Source organism: Thermomonas mangrovi (assembly GCF_028201335.1).
Lineage (GTDB): Bacteria > Pseudomonadota > Gammaproteobacteria > Xanthomonadales > Xanthomonadaceae > Thermomonas > Thermomonas mangrovi.
In genome coordinates this window covers 310,586-327,762 of sequence record NZ_JAPEVV010000002.1, presented here as the reverse complement: position 1 = coordinate 327,762, position 17,177 = coordinate 310,586, and the positions used below count along the sequence as shown (strand labels likewise).

Sequence of the window (17,177 nt, the reverse complement as noted above, 5' to 3'; positions counted from 1 at the left end):
GGACAGAACGCCCTGGATGGCGCGCGGCGGCGCGTGGAACAGGATGTTCCCCCGCGCCGGGGAGGACGACCGCATGGCCGGTGCCGTCGCGGGCAATATCCGATGAGCCGCATGAATTTCGAGTTGCTCGGCACCGACGGCGCGGCACGGCGCGGCCGCATCACCTTCCCGCGCGGGGTCATCGAGACCCCGGCGTTCATGCCGGTCGGCACCTACGGCACGGTCAAGGGCGTGCTGCCGCAGCAGGTGCGCGACCTCGGCGCGCAGATCATCCTCGGCAACACCTTCCACTTGTTCCTGCGGCCCGGCCTCGAGGTGATCAAGGCCCACGGCGGCCTGCACGGCTTCGCCCGCTGGGACGGCCCGATCCTCACCGACTCCGGCGGCTTCCAGGTGTTCTCGCTGGCGCACCGGCGCAAGATCACCGAGGCCGGCGTGACCTTCGCCGCACCCACCGATGGCCGCAAGGTGTTCCTCGGGCCCGAGGAATCCATGCACATCCAGAAGGTGCTGGGCAGCGACATCGTGATGATCTTCGACGAATGCCCGCCGGTGACCGTCGATGGCCAGCCGGTCGACAAGCGGGTGGTCGAGCGTTCGATGGCGCTGTCGCTGCGCTGGGCCGAACGCTCCAAGAAGGCGCACGAAGGCAATGACGCCGCGCTGTTCGGCATCGTCCAGGGCGGCGTGCACCACGACCTGCGCTCCGCGTCCGCCGCGGGGTTGCAGCAGATCGGCTTCGACGGCTATGCGGTGGGCGGCCTGGCGGTCGGCGAGACCGAGGCCGAGCGCAACGCCATGCTCGACCACACCTGCCCGCAGTTGCCGGTCGACCGCCCGCGCTACCTGATGGGCGTGGGGCGGCCGGAGGACCTGGTGGAGGCGGTGGCGCGCGGGATCGACATGTTCGATTGCGTGATGCCCACCCGCAACGCGCGCAACGGGCACTTCTTCACCGCCTCCGGCACCGTCCGCGTCCGCAACGCCCAGTACGAGCACGACCTGCGCCCGATCGAGGAGGGCTGCGACTGCGTGGCCTGCGCAGGCGGCTTCAGCCGCAGCTACCTGCGCCACCTCGACCGCTGCAACGAGATGCTCGGCCCCGTGCTGGGCACCCTGCACAACCTGCGCTACTACCAGCGGCTCATGGCCGGGATGCGCGAGGCCATCGAACGGGGAACCTTCGCCGCGTTCCGGGAGTCCTTCTACGCGGCCCGCCGGCCTTGAGGGGCCGGGGGCGGCCCCCCGTGGCATAATTCGCGGCTGGCTCCGGCCAGCCCGCCCGTTCCCGAAGACCCGGAATCCGCATGAACCCGCTTGATGCCCTGATCCCCGCCGCCCACGCCCAGGCCGCCGGCGCCGCGCCCGCCGCCCCCAGCATGATGTCGACCCTGCTGTTCCCGATCATCCTGATCGCGATCATGTACTTCCTGATGATCCGCCCGCAGATGAAGCGGCAGAAGGAACATCGCGCCATGCTCGAGAAGCTGGCCAAGGGCGACGAGGTGATCACCAACGGGGGCATCGCCGGCACCGTATCCAACATCGGCGAGAGCTTCATCACCGTGGAAGTCGCCGACGGCGTGCAGCTGCGCGTGCAGAAGGGCGCGATCGCCAACGTCCTGCCCAAGGGCACGCTGAAGTCCGCCTGATCCACCTTCGTTCCGCTTGATGCGCCGGCCCGAGCGGCCGCGCGCGGGGTTTGCCGATGCTCGAATATTCCCGCTGGAAATACCTGGTCATCCTGATCGCCCTCGCATTGAGCCTGCTGTACTCGGTGCCCAACGTGTTCCCGCAGGATCCCGCGGTCCAGGTCACCGCCAACCGCGGCACCAAGGTCGACGCCGCCCTCCAGCAGCGGGTCGAGTCCGCGCTGAAGAAGGCCAGCGTGCCGTTCGCGTCCTCGGAGATCGGCAAGGACGGCAACCTGCTGGTCCGCACCGCCAGCGACGACGACCAGACCCGCGCCTCGCAGGCGATCCGCGACGAACTGGGCAGCGGCTTCGTGGTCGCGCTGAACCAGGCCTCCACTGTGCCGGCCTGGCTGCAGGCGATCGGCGCCAAGCCGATGTTCCTGGGCCTGGACCTGCGCGGCGGCGTGTACTTCGAGATGCAGGTCGACAAGGAAGCCGCGCTGGCCAAGCGCTTCGAGGCCACCGCCGAGGACATGCGCGTGCTGTTGCGCGACAACCGCATCCGCTACACCGCGGTCGAGCCGCGCAAGGACGGCACCGTGGTCGCCACCCTCGGCACCGGCCAGGATCCCGTGGCCGCGCAGCGCCTGTTCGCCCGCAACATGCCGACCTACCAGGTCGATGCGGCCGGCAACACCGTCTCGGTGCGCATCCCGCAAGCCGAGCTGGACAAGATGCTGACCGACGCCGTGCAGCAGAACATCGGCACGCTCAACAACCGCATCAACGAGTTGGGCGTCGCCGAGCCGATCATCCAGCGCCAGGGCGCCGACCGCGTGGTCGTCCAGCTGCCGGGCGTGCAGGACACCGCGCAGGCCAAGCGCATCCTCGGCGCCACCGCCACGCTCGAATACCGCGGCGTGGTCGAAGGCAATGCCTACGATGCGCGCGATGCGGGCCTGGTCCCGCCCGAGGGCCGCCTGTTCTACCGCAAGGAACTCGGCGCCGACGGCAAGCCGATCCCGATCCTGCTCAACAAGCGGGTGATCGCCTCCGGCGAGCAACTGCAGAGCGCGAGCTCGCTGTTCGATTCGCAGTCCGGCACCCCGGCGGTGAGCGTGCGCCTGACCAGCATCGGCGGGCAGCGCATGTTCGACTACTCCAGCCAGCACGTCGGCAAGCCGATGGCGGTGGTCTACAGCGAGCGCATCCCCGAGGTGAAGCTGGTCGACGGCAAGGAGGTGCGCAGCACCCGCGTCAACGAGCAGGTGATCTCCGTCGCCACCATCCAGAGCACCCTCGGTCGCGATTTCCAGACCACCGGCCTGGAGAGCATGAAGGAAGCCTCCGACCTCGCCCTGCTGCTGCGCGCCGGCGCACTGGCGGCGCCGATGGACTTCGTCGACGAGCGCACCGTGGGCCCGAGCCTGGGCGCCGAGAACGTGCAGCGCGGCCTGAAGGCGGTGGCGTTCTCCTTCATCTTCGCGCTGGGCTTCTTCCTCATCTACTACCGCATGTTCGGCGTCATCACCTGCCTGGCGCTGATGCTGAACCTGCTGATGGTGGTGGCGCTGATGTCGCTGCTCGGCTTCACCCTGACCCTGCCGGGCCTGGCCGGCATCGCGTTGACGGTGGGCATGTCGGTGGACGCCAACGTGTTGATCAACGAGCGCATCCGAGAGGAATTGCGGCTGGGCTTGCCACCGCAGAAGGCCATCGCCGAGGGCTACGAGCGCGCCTCCGGCACCATCGCCGACGCCAACCTCACCGCGATGCTGGCGGGCGTGGCCCTGTTCGCGTTCGGCACCGGCCCGCTCAAGGGCTTCGCGGTCGCCCTGATCCTGGGCATCGTGACCTCGATGTACACCGCGGTGTCGGTCTCGCGCGGCATCGCCACGCTGGTCTACGGCCGCCGCAAGAAGCTGAAGTCGATCGCGATCTGAGGGAGCCGCAGACATGAAACCGTTCAATGTGTTCCCGTACGACAGCAACATCGACTTCATGCGCTTGCGCCTGGTGTCGCTGGGCGTGGCCTTCCTGCTGATGGTGGTCGCGCTCGGCGCGATCGGCTTCAAGGGCTTCAACTTCGCCCTCGACTTCACCGGCGGCGTCGGCGTCGAGCTGCGCTACGCCAAGTCCCCGGACGTCGACGCGGTGCGCACCCGCCTGGAGGCCAACGGCTATCCCGGGGCGCAGGTGCAGGCCTTCGGCAGCGGCAACGACCTGCTGGTGCGCCTGCAGACCGAGGGCAAGCAGGCCGGCGGCGCCGACAAGGCGGCCAGCATCGGCGATGCGGTGGCGGCGGCGGCCTCGCTGGACGGCAATCCGGCGGAAAAGCGCAGCAGCGCGGTGATCAGCGCGCAGGTGGGTCGCGAACTCGCCGAGAAGGGCGTGTACGCGTTGCTGTTCGTGGTGATCGGCTTCCTTGCCTACATCTCCGCGCGCTTCGAGTGGAAGTTCGCGGTGGCCGCGATCATCACCACCCTGCACGACGTGCTGATCTGCGCGGGGTGGTTCGCGCTGACCGGGCATGAATTCGACCTGACCGTGCTGGCCGGCATCCTCTCCGTGATGGGCTACTCGATCAACGACACCATCGTGGTGTTCGACCGCGTGCGCGAGAACTTCAAGGGACTGCGCGCCCCGCCGGGCGAGGTGCTGAACAAGTCGATCAACCAGACCCTGTCGCGCACGGTGATCACCTCCTTCGTCGCCATGCTGACCGTGCTCGCCCTGTACCTCTACGGCGGCGGTTCGCTGCGCGGCATGGCCGAGTCGCAGATGCTCGGCATCGCCGTCGGCACGCTGTCCTCGATCTTCGTCGCCTGCCCGCTGCTGATGTGGCTGGGCGTGAGCAAGCAGGACCTGATGCCGAAGGCGAAGGATGTCGAGGCGCTGGCGCGCCGTCCCTGATGGCATCGCGCTCGCGCTGAACGAAAAAGGCCGCGCATTGCGCGGCCTTTTTCGTGCGGTGGCTTGCGGGATCAGGCGAAGGCGGCGGCGTAGCCGGACTGCACGATCAGCTTCTGCAGCTCGGTGCCCAGCTTCTGGTTGCCGGCCAGCAGCTGGCGCCCGGCCATCCCGCGCTGGTCCATCGGCCCGGTGGCGGCGCCGCGGAAATCGCAGACCCGGCCGCCGGCCTCGCGCACCAGCAGCACGCCCGCGGCGATGTCCCACGGCCGGATGTTGCCTTCGAAATACCCGTCCAGGCGCCCGCAGGCGACGTAGGCGAGGTCGAGCGCGGCCGAACCGGTGCGGCGGATGTCTTCGGCCTCGCGCAGGAGCTCGCGCACGCATTCCAGGTGCGCCGGGGTGCGTTCGCGCTCGCGCGGCGGGAAGCCGGTCGCCAGCACCGCGCCGCCGAGGTCCTTGCGCTCCGACACGCGGATGCGCTTGTCGTTGAGCACCGCGCCGCTGCCGCGGCTGGCGGTGAACAGCTCGTTGCGCAGCGGGTCGAAGACCACCGCGTGCTGCGGCTCGCCGCCCTCGACGAGGGCGATCGAGACGCACCAGTGCGGGAAGCCGCGCAGGTAGTTGCTGGTCCCGTCCAGCGGGTCGATGACGAACACCGACGGGCCCTTGCCGTGGATGCCGGTCTCCTCGCCGAGGAACGAGGCATCCGGATAGGCGCGGCGGAGTTCGCGGAGGATGGCCTGTTCCGCCTGCTCGTCGATCTCGCTGGCATAGTCCATGCGCTCCTTCTCGACGATGTTGACGCCATCGAGCTTGTGCAGGTTGCGCAGGAGGACGTTGCCGGCCGCGCGGGCCGCCTTGACCATGACATTGACCACGGGTTTCTGCATGGCGTAAGCGCCTCGGATGACGTGAGGAAGGGACGGCGACGGCGGGAAAGAGCGACCGGGCACGATGGCCCGGCCACGCAGTTTACCATTCGCGGATGGAGACCCAGCTCGAATCCGCCCCGGCGCCCGACGTGCGCATCGTCCTGGTGGGCACCCAGCACCCCGGCAACATCGGTTCCGCGGCGCGCGCGATGAAGACCATGGGCCTGTCCCGGCTGGTGCTGGTCGCCCCGGAAAAGGCCCCGGACCGCGATACCCAGGCGATGGCCGCCGGCGCCGACGACCTGGTCGAGGCGGCCCCGGTGTTCGCGACCTTGGCCGAGGCCGTGGCCGACTGCCGCTGGGTGCTGGGTTGCACGGCGCGCAGCCGGCGCATCCAGCTGGAGCCGCTGCACCCGCGCGATGCCGCCCGGCGCGCGCTGCTGGCGGCCGCCAACGGCCCGGTGGCGCTGGTGTTCGGGCGCGAACGCACCGGCCTCGACAACGACGAGCTGCAGCTCTGCCACGCCGCGGTGCACATCCCGTCCGACCCGGCCTTCAGCTCGCTCAACCTGGCCGCCGCAGTGCAGGTGCTCGCCTACGAGCTGCGCTGCGCCGTGCTGGACGCGGCCGGCGCCGACACGCAGCCCACGCTGGCGATGCGCACCGCCCCCCCGGGGGAGGGCAGCGCCTCGCATGCGGAGCTGGAGGGCCTGTTCGGCCAACTCGCCGAGACCCTCGAGCAGATCGACTTCCACAAGGGCCGGGCGCCGGAATCGGCGATGCGCAAGCTGCGCCGCCTGTACCTGCGCGCGAACCTCGACAGCGCCGACATCCGGCTGCTGCGCGGCGTCCTGGCCGACGCGCAGCGGATGGCGCGACTGGCCGCGGCGATGGGTTCCGTGCCCGCCAAAATCGGTTAGGCTGATCCGGGGATCCGAGGTCGACCTGCCTTGCGCAAGCCGCTGCTGCCACGACTGCCGGTGCTGATGGGCTTGCTTGCCGGCCTGGCGATGGTCGCGCTGCCGGCGTCCGGGGGGCAGGCGCCGCCGGCGCCGGCCGACGATCCGACGGTGCTGGTGCTGGGCCGGGTCAGCGACGACCCGAAGTCGCACTACGACCAACTGAAGCCGCTGCTCGACTATGTCGTCCCGCGCATGGCCAGCGTGGGTATCCGCAGCGGGCGCATCCTGATGGCGCGCGACCTGCAGCAGATGGCGAGTTACATGCGCCGGGGCCAGGTCGACTGGGTGACCGAGACCTCGGGCAACGCCGCATTGCTGGAGCGGCGGGCAGCCGCTCGCTCGCTGCTGGTGACCGAACGCGATGGCGCGACGCGTTACCACAGCGTCCTGTTCGTGCGTCGCGACAGCAGCATCCGCAGCCTGCGGGACATGCGCGGCCACAGCGTGGCCTTCCAGAGCCCGTATTCGACCAGCGCCTACTACCTGCCGGCGAGCATGATGCTGGAGGCCGACTTGCGCATCGAACCATTGCTCACGCCGATGGACAAGGCGCCACCGGATGCGGTCGGCTACCTGTTCGCGCGCACCGAGCTGAACATCACCACCTGGGTGCACAAGCGCCTGGTGGATGCGGGCGTGCTCAGCAACCTCGACTGGGGCAACCCGCAACGCCTGCCTCCCGCGTTCGCCCGCGACTTCCGCGTGGTCGCCACCAGCGCGGAGGTGCCGCGCGCGATCATCCTGACCCGCAGCGGGATGGACCCGAAGGTCGAGGCGCGCTTGCGCGAAGTGCTGGTGGAGGCCGCGCAGGACCCGGATGCCGGCGAGGTGCTGCGCCGCTTCATCGGCACGTCGCGCTTCGTGCCGGTGAGCGCGGACGACCGCCGCGCCCTCGATGAACTCGCACGTGGCGTCCTGCGGATCCGCACGGAGGTCGAGTGAAGCGACCCGCCTGGGGGTTGCAGTCGAAGTTCATCGGCGCCATCGCGCTGATGCTGGCGATCGTCGTGCTGGTGATGGTCCTGCTGTGGAATCGCCAGCAGGCCAGCCGCCACGAGGTCAGCGAGGCCACCCGCGAGTCGATGCGCGTGCTGCTCGCCGACCGCATGCGCCAGGATGGCGAGGCCGAAGTGCGCCAGTTGGCCGATGCGCTGGCCAACCCGCTCTACTACTTCGACCTGGATGCGATCGGCGCGCGCGCGCGCGCGGCATTGCGGGAGTCCGACGTCGAGTACGTGCTGGTCTACGACACCGCGGGGCGCATCCTGCACGACGGGTCCGGCGACATCGCGGCGTACGGCCAACCGATGTCGGACGCGCTGGCCGCGGACATCATCGCCGCCCAGGGTCCCCATGCGCGGAACCTCGGCCAGCTGCTGGACGTGTCCAGCCCGGTGATGATCGGCGACCAGCGGCTGGGCGGGGTACGCATCGGCTATTCGCTCGCCGGCATGGCCGCGGCCGAGACGGCAGCGATGGGCGGCCTGCGCGACCGGATCGATGCCGTGGGGCGTCGCGACCTGGCATGGCTGCTGCTGTTGTGCGTGGCGCTGGCCACCATCGCGTTCGCGGCGGTCGCGCTGGTCCAGCGACTATTGGTGCAGCCGATCCGCATGCTCGGCGACGCGGCCCGGGCGATCGAGGGGGGCGACTTCTCGACCCCGGTGCCGGACAGCGCCCGCAACGACGAGCTGGGCGACCTGGTGCGCACGTTCGCGCGCATGCGCGACAGCGTGGCCAAGCACGACCGGGACATCCGCAGGGTCGCCTACAGCGATGCGCTCACCGGCCTCTCCAACCGGCTCGCGTTCCGCGAATTGCTCGACAAGCGCCTGCGCGAATTGCAGGGCGCGGGACGCCAGCTGGCCTTGCTGTTCGCCGACATCGACGATTTCAAGCGGATCAACGACACGCTGGGGCATGAAGCCGGCGACGAAGTGCTGCTGCAGGTCGCGGGGCGGATCGAACGCATCGTGGGTGGGCACGCAGGCGCGGAAGGCTGCGTGGCGCGCTTCGGCGGCGACGAGTTCGTGGTGCTGCTCGAGGCTGGCCACGACTGCGCCGGCACGGACGTGCGGGCGCTGGCCAAGCGCCTGGCCGAGGCGCTGGTGCGGGAGATCGGCCAGCCCATGCTGTTGCACGGCCGCCAGGTCTTCCTCGGCGTCTCGATCGGCGTGGCCCTGTTCCCGGATGATGCGGAGGGGGCGTCGATGCTGATGAAGAACGGCGACATCGCGATGTACCAGGCGAAGGTCGCCGGCAAGAACTGCCATCGCTTCTACAGCCGCAGCATGGACCAGGCGGTGGAGCGCAGGATGCGCATGGAGCACGACCTGCGCGGCGCATGGGAGCGCGGCGAGTTGAGCCTGGCCTACCAGCCGATCTACCGCACCCGCGACCGCGTGCTGGTCGGCGCCGAGGCGCTGTTGCGCTGGCAGCATCCCGAGGACGGCGCGGTCGCGCCGGCGGTGTTCATCGAGGTGGCCGAACAGAGCGGCATGATCGAATCGATCGGCCCGGAGGTGCTGCGCGCGGCCTGCCGCGAGGCGGCGCAATGGCGCACGCCGGATGGTGCCGGGGAGCCGCCGTTCGTGGCGGTCAACGTCTCGCCGCGGCAATTGCGCAGCGGCGACCTGTTGCACCAGATCCAGGCAGCCCTGCTGGACAGCGGCCTGTCGCCGGCGCGCCTGCACGTCGAGCTGACCGAGACTGCGGTGATCAGCGACGAAGCGCATGCCACCGCGCTGCTCGCGCGCCTGCGCGAGGCGGGGGTGCGGGTCTGGCTGGACGATTTCGGCACCGGCTATTCCAGCCTCAGCCACCTGCGCCGCGTCCAGGTCGATGGGCTGAAGATCGACCGAAGCTTCATCACCGACCTGCTGCGCGACCCGGACGACCTGGCGCTGACCAGCGCGATCGTGGCGATGGCGCATTCGATGGGGATCACCGTGGTCGCCGAAGGCGTGGAGAAGCAGGGCCAGTTCGAGCTCCTCCGCGATCGCGATTGCGACCTGGTGCAAGGGTACTGGCTCGGATATCCGGTTTCGGCCGACGCGTTCGCGCGCCTGCTCGACTGAGCGGTTCAGCCCCAGCGCGCAGCCAGGTCCTCGACCATCGCCACCAGCCCGCCGGACAGCGCGCCGGTGGTGGCGAGCGCAGCCAGCCCGATGCCCCATGCCGCCAGCATCAGCGCGCCATCGCGCTCCAGCAGGGCCAGCGCGAACAGCAGGATGATCCCGCCGAACAGGTAGTTCGTCAGCGGGATCGGCAGCGCCAGCAACAGGCCGAGCAGCAGCAGGAGCAGGCCGGTGAACGCCGTGCCCAGGCGATGGTCGAGCACTGCCGGCAGCCGCGGGCGGACCACCCGCTCGAGGCGCCGCAGCCACGGATCGACGATGCGCTCGAAGCGCGCGAGCGCCTGCCGTCGCGGGGCGCGCTCGGCGATGAAGGCGGGCAGCCAGGGCTTGCGCAGGCCGACCAGCAGTTGGGTGGCGATCAGCACGACCAGGGGGCCGCTGACCGCGCCGCCGACCGGGATCGGGATGAAGGCGGGCAGGGCGGCGACGAACAGCAGCATGCCGAAGCCGCGCCGGCCGAGGCCGTCGAACAGGTCGCGCAGGTCGGGCGATTCCGCGGCGTCGCCGTCGAGCAGGGCGTCGAGGATCGCGCGCGTGCCAACCTCGCGCGGGTCGTGCTCAGCCGGTGCCATCGTCGCCATCCATGGCGTCGGGGCTGCGCTGCAGCAGCAGCTTGTCGATGCGCGGGCCGTCCAGGTCCACCACCTCGAGCCGCCACAGGCCGATGCGGAAATGCTCGCCGACGTGCGGGATGCGGCCGAAGTGGGCGATCACCAGCCCCGCGGCGGTGTGGTAGTCGTGCTCCTCGGCGTCTGCCAGGCGCTCGCCGGTGAGTTCGCGCAGTTCGTCGATGTGCAGGCCGCCGTCGACCAGCAGCGAGCCGTCCTCGCGCTCGACTACCAGCGCTTCCTCGTCGTGCGCCTCGCCGGCGGTGAGGCGGCCGAGGATCGCGTCCATCACGTCGGAGATCGTCACCAGGCCCTGGATGTCGCCGTATTCGTCCACCACCAGCGCCTGCGAGTGCTGCTCCTCGCGCAGGATCTCGACCAGCTTCAGCGCATGGGTCGACTCGGCCACGAACAGCGCCGGGCGCAGGTCGGCGAACAGGTCGGGCTGGTCGCGGCCCAGTTCGTCGAGCAGCGTCTTCACTTCGAGGATGCCGGCGACGTCGGCATCGCTGCCGCGGTAGACCGGGTAGCGGGAGAACGGCGTCTCCTGCATGGTCGCCAGGTTGTCCGCCAGCGGCGCGGTGACGTCCAGCCAGGCGATGTCGGTGCGCGGGGTCATCAGGCTCTCGACCGTGCGGTCGCCGAGGCGCATGACCCGGTTCATCATGTTGCGCTCATCGAGGTCGATCACGCCCTGCTCGTGGCTTTCGCTCACCAGCAGCTGGATCTCCTCCTCGGTGATCGCGCTGCGCGCGTCGTCGCGAATGCCCAGCAGGCGCAGCACGCCGCGGTTGATCGCGGACAGCGAGGCCACCACCGGCTTGGCGCCCACCGACAGCGCCTGCAGCGGCACCGCGACCAGGCTGGCGATCCGCTCGGGATCGGTCAGCGCCAGCCGCTTGGGGATGAGCTCGCCGAAGATCACCGAGGCGGCAGTGATCACGGTCACCGCGACGCCGACCCCGATCGTGGTGGCGTAATGGCCCGCGAACGGCAGCAGCGGCTTGAGTTTCCCGGCGATCACCCCGCCCAGCGCATCGCCGCCCAGCACGCCGGTGAGCACGGTGATCAGGGTGATGCCGACCTGCACCGTCGACAGCAGGTTGTCGGGGCGCTCGACCAGCGCCAGCGCGACCTTGGCACCGCGGCTGGGGGCGTCGGGATCCTCGGCCAGCTGCTTCAGGCGCAGCTTGCGCGAGGTCATCAGCGCCATCTCCGACATCGCGAAGAAGGCGTTGAGCAGGATCAGGAAGGCGACGACCAGCAGCTCAACCACGGCGGGACCGTCCTGCGGCCATGCGCACACCAACCGCCCTGGCGGGGCTGGCGGGGTGCGGCTGCGGCGGTGGGCGGGGGGAGTCGGGCATGGGATGCGCCGGGGCGCAGGCGGATGATAGCAGCGGGGGCGGGTGCACCCGGCGTGAGCGCGGCGGTCACCGAACGGTCATAATTCCGCCCCGACGCCTCCGGACCCCGGGTTTCCCATGTTCTCCTTGCAGACCATCTTCGGCCAGGGCAAGCAGTTCTACGCCCTGTTCAACGAGGCGGCCGACGCCGCCTACGACAGCACCAAGGCCCTGCACGCGATGCTCCGCGACCGCGCGCGCACCCCGTCGCTGGAACCCTTCAAGCACGCGCGCCAGCGCGAGCGGGTGGCCTCCGACAAGATCAGCCAGGCGCTGGTCGACAGCTTCATCACCCCGTTCGAGCGCGAGGACATCGAGGCGCTGGGATCGGCGCTGTACAAGATCCCCAAGCAGGTCGAGCGCTTCGCCGACCGCTTCGACCTCGCCCGGCACCGGCTGGAGCACATCGATTTCGCGCCGCGCGCGGCGATGCTGGAGCAGGCCGCCGCGGTGGTGGTGGAGATGGTGCGCGAGCTGCCGGAGCTGCGCCTGGACCGGATGAAGGCGCTCAGCGACCGCCTGCGGGTCATCGAGATGGAGGCCGACCGGCTGATCCTGGAACTGCATCGCGACATCTACTCCGGCACGCTGGACCCGGGCGAGATGTTCCTGCTCAAGGAGTTCTTCGAGATCATGGAAAAGGCCATCGACCGTTGCCGCGAGGCGGGCGTGGTGGCCTACGAAATCGTGCTGAAGAACAGCTGATCCCGGCCCGGAGCGCGCCATGCTGACCCTCCTGTTGCTGGTGATCCTCGCCGCCCTGGTGTTCGAGTTCATCAACGGCTTCCACGACACCGCCAACTCCATCGCCACCGTGGTCGCGACCAAGGTGCTCTCGCCCGGCCAGGCGGTGATGCTGGCGGCGAGCATGAACCTGGTCGGCGCCTTCGCCGGCACCGCGGTGGCCAAGACCATCGCCAGCGGCCTGATCAATCAGGACGTGGTGATGGTGACCTCGCAGGTGATCCTGTGCGCGCTGACGGGCGCGATCATCTGGAACCTGATCACCTGGTGGTTCGGCCTGCCGTCGTCGTCGTCGCACGCGTTGATCGGCGGCCTGTGCGGCGCGGCGCTGGCCGCGGCCGACAACGACTGGCACGCGCTGGTCTGGTCCAAGCTCGGCGATGGCGGCTGGACGACCAACAAGGGCCTGCTGTGGAAGGTGGTGGTGCCGATGGTCAGCTCGCCGATCGCCGGCTTCACCCTCGGGGTGCTGATCCTCGGCCTGCTGTACGGGATCATCTGGGGCATGGGCCGCGCCGGCGGCGCGTTGGCGCGGATGGCCCGCCCGCGCTGGGTCAACGCGTTCTTCGGCAAGGCGCAGATCCTCTCGGCCGGCTACATGGGCTTCGCCCACGGCAAGCAGGATGCGCAGAAGACCATGGGCATCATCGCGCTGGCGATCTTCGGGGCGCAGCAGGCCGGCACCCTGGACAGCCTGCCGGGCTGGCTGTCGTTCATCCATCCGGACGGCGGCGAGCAGGACATCGACACCTGGATCATCGGCACCTGCGCGCTGGTGATGGCGGCCGGCACCGCGATGGGCGGCTGGCGCATCATCAAGACGCTGGGCCACAAGATGGTCAAGCTGCAGCCGATCGACGGCTTCGCCGCCGAGACCGCCTCGGCCACGATCCTGGTGACCGCCTCGAACTTCGGCATGCCGGTGTCGACCACGCACAGCATCTCCACCGCGATCATGGGCGTCGGCTTCGGCAAGAACCCGCGCAAGCTCAAGATCTCGGTGATCGAGCGCATCATCTGGGCCTGGATCCTGACCATCCCGGCCGCCGGTGGCTTCGCCTACCTGCTGCTGCGGCTGGCCGAGGCGATGGGCTGGACCTGAGCCACGCGGCCCCGGTCGCGGATGCGAAAACGCCGGCCCCGGGCCGGCGTTTTGCTTGGTCGGTCGCGGCTGTCCGCGTTTACAAGAGGTCGCCGCCCGCCGACATCCGCCGCTCCATTTCGTCGCCCATGCCGCCGATCTCCAGCACCAGCCGGTCGACCTCGGCGGCGTCGAGGCAGTCGTACGGCCGGTTCTCGCACAGCTGCAGGTAGGGCACGCCGTCGAGCTCGCCGATCGCGAGGTAGCCGACCCGGCTGGCCCAGTTGAAGGCGAGGGCGCGGCGCGCGTCCAGCCCGGTGGTCGGCGCGATCGCCGTGCTCACCCGCAGGTAGCCGCGGCCGTCGTCGTCCTGCAGCTCCGACAGGAAGATCGCCTGGTGCCGCTTGCCCTGCGCCAGCGACAGCTCCACGCAGGCCACGAACGGATCCTGCAGGGTGAGCTTGTAGCCGGCGGCGCTGAGGTGGCTGCGGACTTGTTCGAAGTTGTGCATCGCGGGGACCGAGGCGGGGGAATCGTTATGCTAACCCGATGGGCACGCCGCCTGGCCACTCGCCGGAAACCGCCATCCTCGCCGCGATCCGCGCGGTGCCGCGCGGGCAGGTCGCGGGCTACGGGGTGATCGCGCGCCGCGCCGGCCTGCCGGGGCGCGCGCGGCTGGTGGCGCGGATCCTGGCCGCGAACGACGACCCCGCGCTGCCGTGGCACCGGGTCCTGCGATCGGACGGGCGCATCGCGTTCCCGCCGGGATCGCGGGGGTACCGCGAACAGGCGCGGCGGCTCGCGGCCGAAGGGGTGCCGGTGCAGGGCGGGCGGGTGCGGATGCCGGCCGACGATGGGTCGCTGGATGCCGCCATCTGGTCGCCGCGCTGAGGCGCTGCGCCGTATGATGTTGCACCGCAACGCGGATCGCAGGACGCACGGATGCCGTTCAACCTCCCCAGGGTCACCAAGGCGCTGTTGATCGCCAACCTCGTCGCCTACCTGCTGCAGTGGGTGGTGGGCGAGCAGGCGTACGCGTTCCTCGAACTCTGGCCCTACGTGCCCGATGCCCCCGAGCAGTGGTTCATGCCGTGGCAGTTGCTGACCTACGGCTTCCTGCACGACCCCGGCAACATCGCCCACATCGCCTTCAACATGCTGGCGCTGGTCATGTTCGGCGCACCGCTGGAATACACGTGGGGGCCGCGCCGTTACCTGACGTATTACCTGACGGCCGTGGCCGGTGCCGGCCTCTGCCAGTTGCTGGTGACCTCGTGGATGGCGGCCTCGACCGGGGATGTCGGCAGCACCGTGGGCGCGTCGGGCGGCGTGTTCGGCCTGCTGCTGGCCTACGGGATGCTGTTCCCGAACCAGCGGGTGATGCTGCTGATCCCGCCCATCCCGATGCGCGCGCGAACCCTGGTGATCCTCTACGGCCTGTTCGAGCTGATGCTGGGGTTCACCGGCCTGCAGCCCGGGGTGGCCCACTTCGCGCACCTTGGCGGGATGCTGTTCGGCTGGCTGCTGATCCGCTACTGGCGCGGGCAGCCGCCGTTCGGGCGCGGCCGGGGACCGCGCTTGCGGGTGGTCCGCTAGCCGCGCGGCGGCGGCGAGGCCGCCTCAGGGAAAGACCTGGATCCGGTCTTCCGGCTTGCGCTGCATCGCGCTGCCGGCCTTGCATGCGAATGCCGTCGCGAAGGCGGGCTCCTGCATGATCGCCCCGTTGGCGCGCCAGCGACCGGGCGGGCGCACGTCCTGCAGGCTGCGGCGTTGTGCCTCGTCATCGGTGACCTGTTGCGCCCAGACGTGCGCCCAGGCGCGGTAGAACGCCTTGTCGGCTTCCGCGCCGCCGTCCGGCAGCGCCGCCTTCATCGCATCGCGGGCCAGGCCGAGGCCGGCGATGTCGGCGATCGCGGCATCGCGGGTAAGGCGGCCATTGACCTTCACGTTGCCGAGTTGCGGGTAGGCGAGTCCGTCGTACAGCGTCGCCACCTGCTGCAGCCTGGCGTCCCAGGCGGCGGCTTCGGTGGGTGTCCACCAGTCCCGCAACGCGCCCTTGGCGTCCACCAGCCGGCCGCGCATGTCGACCACGTGGCTGAGCTCATGGCCGACCAGCGCGCCAAACGCACCGTAGCGGGCAGCTGCCGGCATCGACGCATCGAGGACCGGCGCCTGCAGCATGGCCGCGGTGACGATCAGCCGGTTGTGCGCCAGCTCGTACGCCAGCGCGGGCTCCTGCGGCAGTACCTCCCAGCGACGACCGGCATTGTCGCGGCCGATCCGGCGCATTTCCTCGCGATGCCGCCAGGTCGCGGCGATCAGCATGTTGCCGCCGAAGCTGCCGCGGCCCATCGGTTGCACGCTGTAGTCGAGGTCGCGCCTCGGGGTGCCGACTTCGATGCGCAGGTCCTTCAGCTTCGCCAGGGCCTCCGCCTTGGCGGCATCGCCCATCCAGGTGCTGCCTTCGACCGCGCGCGCCAGCGCGTCGCGGACCTGGCCGGCGATGGCCTCCGCCTGCTGCCGATCCTGCGCCGGGAGGTAGCGTGCCGCGTATTCGCGGCCGAGCATCGGTCCGGCGGCGAGGTTGATCGCGTCCAGCGCCTGTTGCCAGCGCGGTGCGGGCATCGTCTCCCCGCGCAGCACCTTGCCGCGGAAGTCGAAGGAGGCATCGCGCCAGGGCTTGGCCAGGTAAGGCGCCATCGCGTCGCCGATGCGCCAGCGCAGGTAGCTCTTCCACTGTTGCGGCTTCAGCCCCGCGACCAGCTTGTCGAGTTGCGCGAACAGCGCCGGGTTTGCGATGGACACGGTGTCGTCGCTGACGCCCTGGGACTTGAGGAACGCGTCGAGCTGCAGGTTGCGGTACTGCTTGCCGAGGCCGGAAGTGGGGACTGGCGAGAAGTTCGCGCGTGGATCGCGCAGGTCGACCAGCGGACGCGAGGCGCTGGCGATCCGGGTCTCGAGTTCGACCACCGAGCGGGCCTCGGCGGCGGCGGATTCCGCGGGCACGCCGGTCAGGACCAGGATCTTCTGGACGTACTCGGCGTAACGCCCCAGCAGGGCACGGGTGTCGGCGTCGCTGCGGGTGTAGTAGGCAGGATCCGGCAGGCCCAGGCCGCCCTGGCCGAAATAGCCCAGGTGCCGCCCCAGGTCGCGCAGGTCGAGTTCGGCGCTGAAGTTGAAGGCCACGGGGATGCCGACCTGGTGCAGGGCGGCGATCGCCGGGGCAATGTCCTTGGGCTTGCGGATCGCGTCGATCCGCTGGAGCAGGGGGGCCACCGGGTTCGCGCCGTCGCGGTCGATCGCGGCCTCATCCAGTCCGCTCGCCCAGAAGTCGCCCAGCAGTTTCTGCACATTGCCTTGCGGGGCGTTCATCGCCGCGTCCAGCAGGTCGCGCTGCTGCTGGAGGGCGAGTGCGCTCAGCTGGCCTAGCGAGGAGATCGCGCCGCTGGCCGGCATCGGATTCGCCTTCAACCAAGCGCTGTTGGCCTCGGCGTAGAAATCGGTGCAGGCGGTGCTGGCCGCGGGCTTCGGCGCGGGCTTCTTTTTCTTCGCGGCGGTCGCGTCGCCGCTGGCAGCCCCGGCAAGGAGGGCGAGGGCCAATGCGAATGCGAGCGGGCGCGGCGTCGGCATGCGGCGGGAACTCCGGAGCGGGCAGGGGGCCGAGTGTAGCAGCGCCTCCAACGGGCTCGTTCGCCACCCGTTCAGCGTCGCGCGGTGCCGCGTTGGGCTGCCGTCCCGTGGCGCAATCCTCGTCCCGGCGCGACCGACCGCACTGGACTTTGTCGTGCGTGGCGGGCTAGGTTTCGTCGATTGCATGCCT

15 protein-coding genes and 2 pseudogenes are annotated in these 17,177 nt (G+C 70.1%); 12 read left to right on the top strand and 5 right to left on the bottom strand.

Annotated elements, in window-relative coordinates; genetic code table 11:
• The first annotated feature begins 102 nt into the window (after positions 1 to 102).
• The 4 genes from tgt (at position 103) to secF (ending at position 4,547) form a co-directional block, all read left to right on the top strand.
• On the top strand, positions 103 to 1,227 hold the full coding sequence (gene tgt / locus ON759_RS05225) for a tRNA guanosine(34) transglycosylase Tgt (protein WP_271679301.1): 1,125 nt from the start codon (positions 103 to 105) through the stop codon (positions 1,225 to 1,227).
• An 80-nt stretch (positions 1,228 to 1,307) separates the two neighbouring features.
• Positions 1,308 to 1,652 carry a preprotein translocase subunit YajC gene (yajC, locus tag ON759_RS05220; protein ID WP_271679300.1) on the top strand — a complete coding sequence of 115 codons (345 nt, stop codon included), beginning with the start codon at positions 1,308 to 1,310 and terminating at the stop codon, positions 1,650 to 1,652.
• Between the two features lie 56 nt (positions 1,653 to 1,708).
• Positions 1,709 to 3,577: a protein translocase subunit SecD gene (gene secD, locus ON759_RS05215; RefSeq protein ID WP_271679299.1), complete on the top strand. Its 1,869-nt coding sequence runs from the start codon at positions 1,709 to 1,711 to the stop codon at positions 3,575 to 3,577.
• A gap of 13 nt (positions 3,578 to 3,590) precedes the next feature.
• Entirely contained in the window at positions 3,591 to 4,547 is a 957-nt protein-coding gene (secF, locus tag ON759_RS05210; RefSeq protein ID WP_271679298.1) for a protein translocase subunit SecF, read from the top strand.
• 71 nt (positions 4,548 to 4,618) lie between these two features.
• On the opposite strand, the gene ON759_RS05205 is transcribed toward secF, so the two are convergent.
• Positions 4,619 to 5,437 (bottom strand): inositol monophosphatase family protein, encoded by an 819-nt coding sequence (locus ON759_RS05205; protein WP_271679297.1) that lies wholly within the window; start codon positions 5,435 to 5,437, stop codon positions 4,619 to 4,621.
• Between the two features lie 95 nt (positions 5,438 to 5,532).
• Here ON759_RS05205 and ON759_RS05200 point away from each other — a divergent pair, with 95 nt between their 5' ends.
• From ON759_RS05200 to ON759_RS14000, 4 genes and pseudogenes are all read left to right on the top strand, one after another.
• Entirely contained in the window at positions 5,533 to 6,339 is an 807-nt protein-coding gene (locus ON759_RS05200; RefSeq protein ID WP_271679296.1) for an RNA methyltransferase, read from the top strand.
• 54 nt (positions 6,340 to 6,393) lie between these two features.
• Positions 6,394 to 7,323 (top strand): phosphate/phosphite/phosphonate ABC transporter substrate-binding protein, encoded by a 930-nt coding sequence (locus tag ON759_RS05195; protein ID WP_425608452.1) that lies wholly within the window; start codon positions 6,394 to 6,396, stop codon positions 7,321 to 7,323.
• Between the two features lie 50 nt (positions 7,324 to 7,373).
• A pseudogene (locus ON759_RS14005) lies at positions 7,374 to 8,639 on the top strand (diguanylate cyclase domain-containing protein); the annotation flags it as partial.
• Positions 8,640 to 8,714: 75 nt separating this feature from the next.
• A pseudogene (locus ON759_RS14000) lies at positions 8,715 to 9,458 on the top strand (putative bifunctional diguanylate cyclase/phosphodiesterase); the annotation flags it as partial.
• A 5-nt stretch (positions 9,459 to 9,463) separates the two neighbouring features.
• Here ON759_RS14000 and ON759_RS05185 read toward each other — a convergent pair.
• Positions 9,464 to 10,090, bottom strand: coding sequence for an exopolysaccharide biosynthesis protein (locus tag ON759_RS05185; protein ID WP_271679293.1), 627 nt, complete (start codon positions 10,088 to 10,090; stop codon positions 9,464 to 9,466).
• Positions 10,077 to 11,402 (bottom strand): CNNM domain-containing protein, encoded by a 1,326-nt coding sequence (locus ON759_RS05180; RefSeq protein ID WP_271679292.1) that lies wholly within the window; start codon positions 11,400 to 11,402, stop codon positions 10,077 to 10,079. The genes ON759_RS05185 and ON759_RS05180 overlap by 14 nt, the downstream gene beginning before the upstream one ends.
• Positions 11,403 to 11,610: 208 nt before the next feature.
• Between ON759_RS05180 and ON759_RS05175 the strand changes: the two genes are divergently transcribed.
• Entirely contained in the window at positions 11,611 to 12,237 is a 627-nt protein-coding gene (locus tag ON759_RS05175) for a DUF47 domain-containing protein (protein ID WP_271679291.1), read from the top strand.
• Positions 12,238 to 12,256: 19 nt separating this feature from the next.
• Complete coding sequence (locus tag ON759_RS05170; RefSeq protein WP_271679290.1) at positions 12,257 to 13,378, top strand: inorganic phosphate transporter; 1,122 nt, start codon at positions 12,257 to 12,259, stop codon at positions 13,376 to 13,378.
• 79 nt (positions 13,379 to 13,457) lie between these two features.
• Here ON759_RS05170 and ON759_RS05165 read toward each other — a convergent pair whose 3' ends face one another.
• Positions 13,458 to 13,868 (bottom strand): hypothetical protein, encoded by a 411-nt coding sequence (locus tag ON759_RS05165; RefSeq protein WP_271679289.1) that lies wholly within the window; start codon positions 13,866 to 13,868, stop codon positions 13,458 to 13,460.
• Between the two features lie 38 nt (positions 13,869 to 13,906).
• Between ON759_RS05165 and ON759_RS05160 the strand changes: the two genes are divergently transcribed.
• Positions 13,907 to 14,248, top strand: coding sequence for an MGMT family protein (locus ON759_RS05160; protein ID WP_271679288.1), 342 nt, complete (start codon positions 13,907 to 13,909; stop codon positions 14,246 to 14,248).
• 51 nt (positions 14,249 to 14,299) lie between these two features.
• Positions 14,300 to 14,953, top strand: a complete 654-nt coding sequence (locus ON759_RS05155) for a rhomboid family intramembrane serine protease (RefSeq protein WP_271679287.1) — start codon at positions 14,300 to 14,302, stop codon at positions 14,951 to 14,953.
• 24 nt (positions 14,954 to 14,977) lie between these two features.
• Here ON759_RS05155 and ON759_RS05150 read toward each other — a convergent pair whose 3' ends face one another.
• Positions 14,978 to 16,987, bottom strand: coding sequence for a M13 family metallopeptidase (locus ON759_RS05150; protein WP_271679286.1), 2,010 nt, complete (start codon positions 16,985 to 16,987; stop codon positions 14,978 to 14,980).
• Between the last annotated feature and the right edge of the window lie 190 nt (positions 16,988 to 17,177).